Source organism: Streptomyces sp. NPDC059909 (assembly GCF_042730885.1).
Lineage (GTDB): Bacteria > Actinomycetota > Actinomycetes > Streptomycetales > Streptomycetaceae > Streptomyces.
Genome location: NZ_JBHWKX010000128.1, coordinates 1 through 11,425 on the forward strand (window position 1 = coordinate 1; position 11,425 = coordinate 11,425).

The window sequence follows — 11,425 nt, forward strand, 5'->3', positions numbered from 1 at the left end:
CGGGCGTGGCCGGTGAGCCAGTCGGCCGCGCCGCCGATGCCCTGCAGGACGGTGCCGTCCGCCGGGACGCTGCCGCCGCGCTCGCCGACGGACACGACGCGTCCACGGGCGTCCAGGACGACCTGGGTGCCCGCGCCCTGGGGGAGCGGGGCGCGGAACGCGGGCGTGAACTTCACCAGGTCGTCGGCGATCGTGCAGGTCGTGTCGTGGCGCGGACGGTCGGTGGGTACGCCGCCGGGGCGGCCGCAGTTGCGGACCTTGCCGGGAACGCGGTTGATGCCCCGCACCGCGTACGAAGCGGCCCCCACCCGTACGGTGACGTTGGTCGACAGGTCGGCGATCAGCGGGCGCCTGCCGCCGTCCGCGAGGATCAGCGCGGCGCGCGAACCGACCGCCATGGACTCCAGCCTGCCGTCCACGGCGGAAATGCCGGCCACCGTGCCCTGGACACCGTCCACGTCCGACGTGATGAAGAAACCGCCGTTGACGCCGACGAGCGAGCCGAGCCTTGCCGAGACCACGGAGGTGCGCTCACGGTCGGCGACGTTGCCGCCGTTGCTCGTCTCCACCGTGCCGCGGAAGCGTGCCGGGTCGATGGCGTGCCTGCAGAACGGGCGCGCGGCGGGCACGGCGCTTCTGTCAGTCGGCCGCGCTGTGAGGTTCGGCCAGCAAATCGTCGATCACCTGGCATCGAATCTCAGGGAAGGCTTCTGCGATCGCCTCACGCATCGATGAGAGGGCTTCGGGATCAACGCCCTTGCACCGCTCGCGGGTAGCGGCATCCGGCCAGCGTGCGTACGCCACCCACGTACCGTCATCGGTTTGATGCAGGCGTGACCCATAGCTGCCGCAGCGCTTATGGATCTCCTCTGTCATGCGGTGCCAACTCGACACGAACTGCTGCTCTTTGCCCTGATGTAGCCGCCAACGGTAGATCACCGCGAACATGACATACCTCCTCCATCACTCCGGGCAACCAGTGCTGCGCGCGGAAACCGAACCAGGCGTTCCTGCCCAATGATCATTTCCTGATCGCGGCTGAACTGTACCTCGCGGGCGTTGGTGCGATCTTTGGCCGGCGGCCTGCCTGGGTCTCCAATATCTGCTCCTGCACCGCCGCATGCGGGCCAGCCTGGTCACGGAGGTCGGTGGAGTCTCAATGGCCGAGGCAAGCCCTGTCGGCGCCGTCGGTCAGATCTTCTGGAAGTGGTGATCCAAGTCTCTCACGTGCTGCGTCTCCGCCTCCCAGGTTTCTGACCTGCTGCGATCACTCGGCCAGTTGTCATCTTCTGTCAACGTCGGCTGGCCTCGGACGGCCCAGAGACGGCCCCAAAAACTGACTGATCAGGGTATGGGTGTCCTGACGTGTCCGAGCCCGCTCAGGCCAACGGTTCTTCAGTCGGATCACTCGCGCGACTCGGAGGGCTCGCGTCTCTCCCGGTGGTGGACCGGCTCCCGCCAGCGAACCCGAGGAGGTAGACGAGCAACATCACTCCGCAGATCGCTACGTCCTGAGCAAGCCGGTGACCTTCGAGATACGGCCACACGGCAGCCCTGCCGGAAATGAAGATCACCACTGTCAGCCAGAGGCCGTACATCCTGCCCCTGCCGCGTTTCTCGGTCATCGCTGCCCCCTCCGAGCACCGGCACTGTAGCGCGGTCGGTGGATCTCAATGACTCAGTCAACCGCCGCAGCGTGGGTTCTGGTGCGCTAGAGATCTTTAATGGTGCGGGTTACGTCGGGCTGTGACGGCTGCTGTGGTCCGCGCCAACGGTGAGCCGTCGCTCTGACTGCCACACCACGGGCCCGTTCCCGGCGCTTTTGGCCGGGAACGGGCCCGCCCGCACGCCCGGAACTTCGCCTTACGCCTGGCTCTTGCCCGGCAACGCGCGGCCGTCCACGAGCACGCGGGCCTGCCGGGCCCGTCGCATCGACCGGCCCGACACCGTACGGGGCACCCTCCGGCGTCTTCTGGACCGCGCCCGACCTCGAGCCCTGATCAGAAGTACATCCCCAGCCTCGCGCACGCCCAAGACGGGTAGCCCCTCCCAGGCGCAGCGCGTTCTCTCCGTAGCCTCCGGGCATTGGGTGACGCTGCCGGACTTGGGGAGCGGCCAGGCACCGCTTGGTTGCGGCACTAGCCATCCCTCCCGTCAAGGTGCAGCTCATCGCGCCACATCGAGCGGACGCGACGACCCCGGCTCAGGACGCCGGGCTCACCGCAGTCGCCTGCAGTGCACACGGCGCACACCCGAGAGGATCCCAGCACATGCCCATGTCTCCCCTTGCCTGGAACACGAACTCCGCGGATCGAGGAGGCCTTCGCTGGCACCTGTGGCCGGCGAGACGCCCTGTCACCCGACCCGGTGGTCCCAGCAGCACCCGCCGCCAGTCACGACTCTGTTTGGTCCGGCGGCCGTCGTTCGGGCTGTTCACGAGTACCCCAGACCTCGTGCGATGCGACGTCCCGAGGTCATGTCCCTTGTAGTGGTGTAACCGTGCCGGATTGATCTTCGGCTGGATAGATCTTGTCCATGCTGCCTTCGGGGAGGTAGCGGCGGGGGAAGGCGATCCATTCGTCGTGCATCTCGATGAGGACGGCGGTGGTGAGGCGTTCGAGGGCGTCGGGGTTGGGGAAGATCTGGACGACGTCGATGCGGCGCTTGATCTCCCGGTTGACGCGTTCCAGAGGGTTGGTCGACTGGATCTTCTTCCAATGTCGCTCGGGGAAGTCCGCGAAGGCGGTGAGGTCGACCTTTGCTTCCAGGAGCATCGTCCTCACCTTGGCGAACTGTCGGCCGAGCATGTCGGCGACGGTGTCGAGCTGGGCGCGGACGGCGTCGGCGGTGGGCTGGGCGAAGATCGTGCGGATGGTTGCGGCCACCATCTCCGCGGCGTCCTTGGGGATCACCGCGAAGACATTGCGCAGGAAATGAACGCGACAGCGCTGGTAGGCGGCGCCGAGCATGACCTTGCGGACGGCTTTGACCAGGCCGGAGTGGTGGTCGGCGATGACCAGGCGGACCCCGGTCAGACCCCGCTCGCGCAGCGAGCGCAGGAACTCGCTCCAGAACACCTCGGTCTCGCTGTCGCCGACCATCAGCCCGAGCACTTCGCGTCCGCCGTCCTCGGTGATGCCGGTGGCGATGACCACGGCCTGGGAGACGATCTGATGGTTCACCCGGGCCTTGCAGTAGGTGGCGTCCAGGTAGATGTAGGGAAAGCGGATGTGGTCCAGGGGCCGGGTGCGGAACACGCTCAGCTCCACGTCGAGATCGCCGCAGATCCTGGAGACCTCGCTCTTGGAGATCCCGGTGTCCCCTCCCAGGGCCTTGACCAGGTCGTCCACGCTGCGGGTGGACACGCCCTGCACGTACGCCTCCATGATGACGGCGTAGAGGGCCTGATCGATGCGGCGCCGGCGTTCCAGCAGGCTGGGGAAGAAGCTGCCGGTGCGGACCTTGGGGATCGCCAGGTCCAGGTCCCCGGCCTGCGTGGTCAGCACCTTCGCCCGGTGCCCGTTGCGCATCGTCGTGCGAGTCTCGGTGTGCTCTCCAGGCTCCGCGCCGATGTGGGCGGTGGCCTCTGCCTCGATGAGTTCCTGCAGGATCCGCTGCGCCAGGACCCTGATCAACTCGATTCCGTCCGCCGTACGCAGTGACTCCATCAGCCGGAGTAAGTCATGCTGGGACAAGGCCATCGCGTCACCTCTCGCTTCAACGAGCATCGCTACTCGGAGAGTTGCGCGATGGCCGCCCCATGACCAGGGCCTATGCAGAGATCGCTGCTACACCACGTGATGGGACACCATCCGTCCCGAAGATCACTTCCCAGGTCGCGAGTGATCGTTTCCCAACTGCGAGGGGATCAGTGGCCGCGTATGCGGGTGGACGTCTTGCCAAATGCTCTCGGGGCAGCGCGAGTACTCAGCGGCGACAAGCAGAGCGCTTGAGCCGACGGGCTCCGCCAACTCAAGCGCTCAAATGCTTCGCCTTCCACTGCACCGGCTCGTCGTGGAGGTTGCCCTGGTTCGGCTTCGCTTACTGCACGTCGATGAAGTCACCGGCGGCGTTGGCCGCCGGGGTTGTCGAGGTGCCTGCGAAGGAGTAGCGGTAGTACCCGTCAGCCGAGGCCGTCACTGTGGTCTTGAGGGTGCCGGTGCTGCTGGTCGTGACGGTCTTGACCGTGGTGTAAGTCGCACTCGACTTGGCGCGGAACTGCAGCTTGACCGGCTGGCCCGAGTAGCCCGCGTACTGGTGGGTGTCCCAGTTCGCGCGCGAGAGCTTCCCGGTGACCGTGACGGGCTGGCCCTTCTTCACAGGCTCTGGCGTGGCGTTGACGGTGAGCTGGGAGGCACGCTGCACCTTGACTGTGGTGAAGGAGTCGTCCACGGTCTGCACCCGGTTTTTGGAGAAGGCAGAAGCGGAGACGTGCCAGGTGCCCGCGAAGGAGTTGGTTACCTCATTGGTCAAGGCCCTGGGATTGGCGATGACCTGGAAGGGGATCGTGCAGGTGGTCGTGGTGGAGCTGGAGGCGGTGCACTTGAGATCGCCTGCCCTGGCGATCCGGCCCTTCGCATCGTTGTAGGAACCGCTGCCGTACCAGAGAGTGAGCCCTGTCTCGATGACCCCAGAGGGGTCCGAGGCGGTCACCGTCGCGGTGAAATTCGTGGCGGTGGTCGGGCCCACCACGATGTTCTTGCCACCGTTGACGACCACCTTAGTGATCGTCGGGCCTGCGACAGCCTGCGCTCCGGGGGCTGTGAGAGCGCCCAGAGTCAGAGCACCGCAGGTCGTCACGACGGCCGCAGTGACACGTATACGCATGTGTTTCCTCATGTGGAGAAGAGGGTCAGCGGTGAGGATGCCTTCACGCTGGACCGAGTGAGTTCGGGAGTCTCGTGATTCGCGTGATCAGACGGACGGCGGAGAGGAATGGTTGTACCCCGCCCTGCCCGCCGCTCTCGACCACCTCTACGCCCTGACGCACCTCTGACTCTTCCGGCCACCAGGGACACCCCGGCAGACGCCGCCACCCGCGATTTCGTGGGAGCCGATCCGGCAGGACGGGCCCTGCAGTGCCTGCTGGAACGGTCACCGGCGTGCGCCGCTGCGCCCATGACGCGGTCATCGAACGGTGGAATCGGCACGCCCGTACCGCGCTGGCCTGGGGCCGTTGACATTCCCTGCGCGCCCCGAACTGGTCAGCCCCTGGCCGGCCCGTCGATGGCCTGTCGTGCGGCTCAGCGTTACACCGCCATACGCTGGTCATCACCAGGAACAGCCGGGAGGTGCGACATGCCGCGCGTCATATGGTCAGGAGCGATCAGCTTTGGACTTGTGACTTCTCTGAACTGGGCATGCGCTTTCGGATCACTCTCGCGGGCGTGCGATAGGTTGCCCGCCGTGCCTGGACTCGGATCCGTCGCCTGGCCGCCTGCCCCGATAAGAACCGAACGGCTCGTGCTCCGTGAGTCCGAGGCCCGGGACCGTGCGGCGTTCATCGAGCTGTTTGCTTTGCCAGAGGTGCGCACCTACCTCGGTGGCCCTCTACCGCGTGATGAGCTCGAACGCACAGTGCCTGAGGTGCCGGGGCGGCGCCCTGGTCTTTTCGTGATCGATCTCAACGGAACGATGATCGGCACGGTCTCGCTCGATCGGTGCGACGCAGAGCGTCCGGGGCATGTCCTTCCGGATGCCGGGGAGGCTGAGCTCGGATACATGTTCCTGCCGCAGGCGTGGGGATGCGGGTTCGCCGCCGAGGCATGCGCAGCGGCACTCGGCTGGTTCGCCGACGCGCTTCCCAGCGAGTCGGTGGTGCTCTGCACCCAGACCGCCAACGACCGCTCGATGCGCCTCGCGGAGAGGATGGGGTTCACTGAGGTGACGCGGTTCGAGGAGTACGGCGCCGAGCAGTGGTTCGGCGTGTGGTCCTCGGTCACGCAGTCCGGTTGAGCTACGGGCTGTCCCGGAAGCGTGCCCTGCAGGCCGCCCCGCATGTCGTCGGGCTTGCACCGCCATACTCTGTGGTCATCCGACTGGGGTGTGGAGGCGTGTCCTGCCGCGGCCTGTGTGGAGCGGGGCGATCTCGTTCGGTCTCGTGACCTCTCCGAACTACTTGGGTTGTCCCGTGATCAGGTGACGGGACGGTCAGTCCCTGGGGGAGGGGGTCGGTATGGGGCCGGAGAACGGCTGTGAACGGCGCGGGTGTTAGCTTTCTTCCCGTGGTGGAACACCAGGACGAGACCAGGGCGGCCTACGACGGGATCGTCGAGCTCTATGCGTCGCTGTTCGCTGATCGGCTGGAGACGCAGCCGTTCGCGCGGGCCATGGTCGGCACCTTCGCCGAGCTGGTGCGCGGGACGGGGAACGTGCGGGCAGCCGATGTCGGGTGCGGGCCCGGGCATCTGACGGCCATGCTGCACGACTTGGGGCTGGACGCCTTCGGGCTCGACCTCTCTCCGGCCATGGTCGACCACGCCCGGCGGGCCCATCCGGCGCTGCGGTTCGACGAGGCGCGAATGGAGGCCCTGCCGGTCGAGGACGGCGCGCTCGGCGGAGTGCTCGCTCACTACTCGATGATCCATACCCCGCCTGGGGAATTGCCCGCGTTGCTCTCCGAGCAGGTGCGTGTCCTGGCACCAGGGGGCCTGCTCCTGGTCTCGTTCTTCGCGACCGAGGGACCGGAGCCGATCCGCTTCGATCACAAGGTGACGCCCGCCTATAGCTGGCCGGTGGACCGGTTCGCCGAGTTGCTGGCCGGGGCCGGGCTCGTCACGGTCGCTCGGCTGCTCCACGACCCGGCCTCCGAGCGGGGCTTCCTCGATGCTCACTTGCTGGCCCGCCGGCAGCTACCTGCGGCCGGCCGTTCAGCGAGTCCTGGGTCGGCCGCGGAATCGATGATGCGGTCTCGTCCCAGTCGTCGAACGTCTTGCCCGGGGGGAACCCGGCCCGCTTGCGGCGCGTACGAAGGTTCGCGGCGTCCCGGCCGGAGGTGAGATGCCACAGGCGGTGCGCAAGTGCTGCCGAAGCGAAATGGCGCTGCCGATTGCGGCCCGATGGGTGATGTGATCGATCGACAGTTCACTGGTCTCGGTTGGTTGTTGTGCCATCTCCAGGCGTGGACGGTCAGCCACTGGGGGACCACGTCGGCCCGTCATGGTTCAGGTGCTGGCGATCCGCCTCTGTCGTGACGGCAGCGGTTGACCTTCGTCAGCGTGACGGTGCGACACCGGCCGGCCAGACCACAGCGTCCCAGTCTAGGTGGTGGCCGTAGACCTCTTCGGTGTACCTGCTGCTGGCCGCGGCCTTGAGGATGAGCGGCATGACGTTGTCGAGGAACAGGCGGTCCAGCGGGCCTGCCGCCTTGCTGTTGTTGATACGGGCGGCCTGTTTGATGATCTTCTCGACCCTCGGGCGGCGCAGGTCGACGAATGTGGTGAAGGCCTCCGCATGTGAGGGTGTGTCGCGCAGGCAGCGGGCCAGAGTGACGGCGTCCTCGATGGCCAGCGAGGCGCCCTGGCCGGAGCTCGGCGAGGGGGCGTGCGCGGCGTCACCGAGGACGATCATCCGGCCGCGATGCCAGGCGGGCAGGCGCCTGAGCAGGTGGACAGGGCTGGCCTTCATGATGTTGTCGCTGCTGGTGGCTTCGATGATGCGCGTCGCCGGTCCCGCGTCATCCGTGAAGGCCTCGACGAGTGTGCGCCTCCACTTCTCGCTGCCGATGCGCTCGACTTCGCCGCGGGCAGGTTCGTCCGCACGCGGTAAGTTGGCGAACCACCAGACCTCGCCGTCGGGGGCGACGGCGTAGCCGAAGAATGCACGCCGACCGAAGATCATCGTGTAGGAGCCCGGGTCGGCGTCGACGGTGACGTCACGGGTGTAGCCGCCGAGGCTGATCAGGCCCGCGTAGGAGGGGGCGGGCGCCTTGGGGTCGACCGCCTCGCGGACGGCCGAGTGCACGCCGTCGCAGCCGATCAGCAGGTCTGCGGTGGCAGTGGTGCCGTCGGCGAAGGTCGCGCGGACAGCTTCTCCCGTGTCTTCGGCGCTGACCAGGCGTTTGCCGTGGTGCACGGCGATGTCCCTGCGTACCGCTTCCTGGTACAGAGCGCGGTAGAGGCCCGCCCGCCTGATGGTCCTGGACGGTGTTCCTGCCGCGGAGCTGATCCTCGAGGCACCGAGCCGCTTGCCCTTGCTGCTGTACAGGGTGATCTGCGGTGTGGCGATGCCGGTGTGGGTGATCTGCTGGTCGGCACCGATCGCCGTGAGCGCGTCGATGCCGTTGGAACCCAAGGTAAGGAACACGCCCGCGCCGTCGGCTCCCTCGGCGTGCGCCTCGTAGACGACGGCGTCGATGCCGGCTTTCTGCAGTGCCATGGCGGTTGCCGGACCGGCAATCCCGCCACCGATCACCAGCGCTGTGCGGCTCATGATGGTCCTGCCTCTCCTTGCCGGTGGAATGCGGCCCACATCGGGCCCCAGTCGTTGTCGATCTGCTCGATGAACCGGGTGACGAAGGCGTGGTCGGCGTCGAGGAGTGCCAGGCGGTACTCCTCCTCGACCAGGAACAGCGGGTGGATACCCGCCGCCACGGTGTCGTCGATCAGCTTGCGGATCTCGGCCTGCTGCGCGGCCAGGCGCTGTCGGCGTTCGGTGAGCAACTCGACCACCTCGCTGGGGTCAAGCGCGGCGATCAGTGCGAGCGCCGCCACGAATCGGGGGTATTCGTGGGCGGGTTCGGCGACCAGTTCCCGCAGCCAGTCATCCATTTCGAGGCGTCCCTGGTCGGTGAGCGCGTAGACGGTCCGTTCGGGACGCTGCCCCTGCCGGACCGTTTCCTGCTCGACGATGAAACCGGCCTTGGCAAGCTGCTGGAAGACCATGTACAGCGACCCGTGGCTGAACTTGATGCTCCGCGCGTCGCCGTGGTCGCGCATGGCCCGCGAGAGCTCGTACGGGTGCATCGGCCGCTGGCTGAGGTACGACAGCACCGCCAGCCCCAGCAGGTTGCCGACCGCCCGCCCGGCCATATCCCTCTCCCTTCGTCAGCAACTACTATCCATCTTCGAATAGTCAGTATCAACTATTCGAGCCGAGCAAATTGTCTTTCCTCAGGATCAGTTGGCGTGAGCCTCGGGGCGGTCGATGAATGGCCGCCGATCGATCAGCGTCTTGATCCTCGCCTGGGTCCACCGCTGATCCGGCCACCCGTGCGAGAGCGGACCGCACTCCAACTCCCGCTCCGAGCACTCCATCTGGGCCGGCCCCAGCCTCGGCCGTCCCGGCGAGCCCTTCCGACAGGACCCCGGCCTCGCCCTGCTCGCGCCAGGACTTCCGCCACCGCTCCTCCGACCGCTCCGACACCCCTAACGCGGCGCCGATGTCCTTGTTCTTCTCCCCGCGCTCGAAGCGTTCTACGGCCTGAAGGCGACCATCGGAGGGGGCGTGCCGGCGCAAGACTCGTGGGCGGGGCAATCGCGATCCTGGGGCCCACTCTTGCGATCGTGGGGGTCGCTCTTCTGGTCCACCGGTAGAAGCTTGGGTTCAAGGACGATGCCCCCGCACGTCACCGAGGAGCCAAGGGCTCCGCTTGACCCCCTGGCGCGCATCTATCCAACCCGTGAGTAGCTCTCCCATACTTGCTCGGCCGAGCAAGTCGGCATGAACGCCACAGGGAGGGGATCGACGATGCGCAGCATGGTCGCGCGACGGATGGCCAAGGCCACAACGCTTCTGGCGGCGACAGCCGGGTTGGTCGTCTTTTCGCCGGCATCGCAGGCAAACGCGGGGGAATGCAGCCTCGGGTTCCTGTGCGGCTACGTCCAGAACAAGCTGCCGAGTTCGTACACGATGAAGATCGCGCAACTCGGCATGGGTACGGAGACGTGCCGGACCGAAGAGGGGACCTTCACCTGCAAGACCTACTGGCTGCCCAGCGGTAAGACGAGCAAGGACATCGGCGTCAAGGACGCCGATGCGCTGACCGTCGAGAACGCGGCGTGGACCACCAACAACAACCGCACATGGTTCGCCGCGGGCGCCTGGGAGAAGATTTCGAACGTCGAGTCGCGCCTCTGCGTGGTAGAGGGCGGGCATCCGGCCTGTTACCAGAACTGACGGTTCCAACGCCTGGCCGGGGCGGTCGTCTGCCACCGCCCGGCCGGGCGCGGCCGAAGACAAATTGTCTTCCCCGGCCCGGCACCCCCACGCACCGCTGCGCCCCCGCAACCAGGAACCGGGGGCGCCGCGTGTGGTGTTGTGCGGGGGGACTCTACCGACCCGCACCGGTCGCAGCCATCAATTCGCTTCCCCACTGCTCGCGCTGGACTTCGTGTTCCGGCCGCCGCCGACCGCGCATGCGGCCTGGGCCCTGGCCGATGACGAAACGCGGCGAGTGCTGGAACTGTGCCACCAGATCGTCCGGGACAAGTCGCCGGCATGGGTGGAAGAATCGGTGGCGCAGGTGCGCTGGGGGAGCGGCGGGCGCCACCGTGCCCCGATACGCGACGGTCTGGTCGACGCCGTGTTCCGCCACTACGAATCCCGGTCCGGCCAGCCCCTGCTGCACGACCACGCGCTGGTGTCCATCAAGGTGCGGCGACCGGACGGCCAATGGGGCAACCTGTCTGCCGACAGCATCTTCGAGCGCGTCGTCGCCGCGGGCACCCTCTACACCACCCTGACGTTCATGGAGGAGGTCTCCGAGCGGCTCGGCGTGGCGTGGGAGCCGCGTGAGGTGACGCCCGGCAAGCGGCCGGTCATGGAGATCGCTGGGATAGACCACCGGCTGATCGACTGGCAGTCCACCCGCCGTCAGCAGATCGTGGACGCGTTACCTGGCATCGTGGCGCAGTACGAGAACCGACAAGGCCACCCGCCGGGCGAGCGGGCCTATGCGCTGGCCCGCCAGGCCGACGACACCCGCCCGCCCAAGCCGCCCGCCAGTTCACTGTCCGAGCTGCGCGCGCGATGGCGGGCATCAGCAATCCGCGCGGTAGGCACCGATGTCGTCGACCAGCTCATGGAGCGGCGGCGGCCGCCGTGTGGGACCGGGTGCAGTCCGCCGTCGACGTCGTCCTGGCCGCGGTCGACACCGTCGCCGTGGTGTACGTGATGCGAGGTGCGTTCCAGCACCGACATCTCCTCGCCGAAGCCCCGTCGGCACCTCGGCTACGTTCTGCGCGGCAGCCGGCACGTACCCGGCCTGGACGAACAGATCGCCCAGGCCGCCGTTGATGGCTACAACCGCCCCGTCGGCCGGGCACTCACCGCCGACTTCCGCTCCCTGTACCCGCACGAGGCAGAAGGCCAGGCCGAGGTGCGGCCGCTGACTTAGCCTTGATCCACCGATCTGATGGCTGTGGATGACTCTTCGGGAAACAAGGAAGTGCCTTGTGACCTGCGATGATGGGAGTTCTTGAGGCTT

At 67.2% G+C, this 11,425-nt stretch carries 10 protein-coding genes and 2 pseudogenes; 5 read left to right on the forward strand and 7 right to left on the reverse strand.

Annotated features, from left to right (window positions below; genetic code table 11):
- The 4 genes and pseudogenes from ACFV9O_RS38060 to ACFV9O_RS38075 all read right to left on the reverse strand — a co-directional run.
- Positions 1 to 629: pseudogene (locus ACFV9O_RS38060) on the reverse strand (sporulation protein); the annotation flags it as partial.
- A gap of 10 nt (positions 630 to 639) precedes the next feature.
- Positions 640 to 948: a hypothetical protein gene (locus ACFV9O_RS38065; protein WP_385427021.1), complete on the reverse strand. Its 309-nt coding sequence runs from the start codon at positions 946 to 948 to the stop codon at positions 640 to 642.
- A 1,526-nt stretch (positions 949 to 2,474) separates the two neighbouring features.
- Positions 2,475 to 3,701 carry an IS256 family transposase gene (locus tag ACFV9O_RS38070; protein ID WP_385427023.1) on the reverse strand — a complete coding sequence of 409 codons (1,227 nt, stop codon included), beginning with the start codon at positions 3,699 to 3,701 and terminating at the stop codon, positions 2,475 to 2,477.
- A 340-nt stretch (positions 3,702 to 4,041) separates the two neighbouring features.
- The gene (locus ACFV9O_RS38075) at positions 4,042 to 4,719 is read right to left on the reverse strand and encodes a DUF5707 domain-containing protein (RefSeq protein WP_385427026.1); all 678 of its coding nucleotides are present in this window, start codon (positions 4,717 to 4,719) and stop codon (positions 4,042 to 4,044) included.
- Positions 4,720 to 5,406: 687 nt separating this feature from the next.
- Between ACFV9O_RS38075 and ACFV9O_RS38080 the strand changes: the two genes are divergently transcribed.
- Together ACFV9O_RS38080 and ACFV9O_RS38085 are read left to right on the forward strand one after the other, a co-directional pair.
- Positions 5,407 to 5,955 carry a GNAT family N-acetyltransferase gene (locus tag ACFV9O_RS38080; protein WP_385427029.1) on the forward strand — a complete coding sequence of 183 codons (549 nt, stop codon included), beginning with the start codon at positions 5,407 to 5,409 and terminating at the stop codon, positions 5,953 to 5,955.
- A 269-nt stretch (positions 5,956 to 6,224) separates the two neighbouring features.
- A pseudogene (locus tag ACFV9O_RS38085) lies at positions 6,225 to 6,848 on the forward strand (class I SAM-dependent methyltransferase); the annotation flags it as partial.
- 364 nt (positions 6,849 to 7,212) lie between these two features.
- On the opposite strand, the gene ACFV9O_RS38090 reads toward ACFV9O_RS38085, so the two are convergent.
- Genes ACFV9O_RS38090 through ACFV9O_RS38100 form a run of 3 tightly spaced genes read right to left on the reverse strand, consistent with a single transcriptional unit; the run spans position 7,213 to position 9,474 of the window.
- On the reverse strand, positions 7,213 to 8,430 hold the full coding sequence (locus ACFV9O_RS38090) for an FAD-dependent monooxygenase (protein ID WP_385427032.1): 1,218 nt from the start codon (positions 8,428 to 8,430) through the stop codon (positions 7,213 to 7,215).
- Positions 8,427 to 9,029: a PadR family transcriptional regulator gene (locus ACFV9O_RS38095; protein WP_385427034.1), complete on the reverse strand. Its 603-nt coding sequence runs from the start codon at positions 9,027 to 9,029 to the stop codon at positions 8,427 to 8,429. Before ACFV9O_RS38095 ends, ACFV9O_RS38090 begins: the two co-directional genes overlap by 4 nt.
- A gap of 49 nt (positions 9,030 to 9,078) precedes the next feature.
- A complete protein-coding gene (locus ACFV9O_RS38100) occupies positions 9,079 to 9,474 on the reverse strand; it encodes a helix-turn-helix domain-containing protein (protein WP_385427037.1) in 396 nt (131 codons plus the stop codon).
- 213 nt (positions 9,475 to 9,687) lie between these two features.
- Between ACFV9O_RS38100 and ACFV9O_RS38105 the strand changes: the two genes are divergently transcribed.
- The 3 genes from ACFV9O_RS38105 to ACFV9O_RS38115 all read left to right on the forward strand — a co-directional run bounded on the left by ACFV9O_RS38105 (position 9,688) and on the right by ACFV9O_RS38115 (position 11,335).
- On the forward strand, positions 9,688 to 10,116 hold the full coding sequence (locus ACFV9O_RS38105; protein ID WP_385427039.1) for a hypothetical protein: 429 nt from the start codon (positions 9,688 to 9,690) through the stop codon (positions 10,114 to 10,116).
- Positions 10,117 to 10,252: 136 nt separating this feature from the next.
- Positions 10,253 to 11,113 carry a MobF family relaxase gene (mobF, locus tag ACFV9O_RS38110; RefSeq protein WP_385427045.1) on the forward strand — a complete coding sequence of 287 codons (861 nt, stop codon included), beginning with the start codon at positions 10,253 to 10,255 and terminating at the stop codon, positions 11,111 to 11,113.
- Between the two features lie 6 nt (positions 11,114 to 11,119).
- Positions 11,120 to 11,335 (forward strand): hypothetical protein, encoded by a 216-nt coding sequence (locus ACFV9O_RS38115; protein WP_385427042.1) that lies wholly within the window; start codon positions 11,120 to 11,122, stop codon positions 11,333 to 11,335.
- Positions 11,336 to 11,425: the final 90 nt, after the last annotated feature.

Excerpts from the sequence above, each read along its gene's own strand:
- ACFV9O_RS38065 (WP_385427021.1), bottom strand. The coding sequence starts at position 948 with ATGTTCGCGGTGATCTACCGTTGGCGGCTACATCAGGGCAAAGAGCAG.
- ACFV9O_RS38070 (WP_385427023.1), bottom strand. The coding sequence starts at position 3,701 with ATGGCCTTGTCCCAGCATGACTTACTCCGGCTGATGGAGTCACTGCGT.
- ACFV9O_RS38105 (WP_385427039.1), top strand. The coding sequence starts at position 9,688 with ATGCGCAGCATGGTCGCGCGACGGATGGCCAAGGCCACAACGCTTCTG.
- ACFV9O_RS38095 (WP_385427034.1), bottom strand. The coding sequence starts at position 9,029 with ATGGCCGGGCGGGCGGTCGGCAACCTGCTGGGGCTGGCGGTGCTGTCG.
- ACFV9O_RS38090 (WP_385427032.1), bottom strand. The coding sequence starts at position 8,430 with ATGAGCCGCACAGCGCTGGTGATCGGTGGCGGGATTGCCGGTCCGGCA.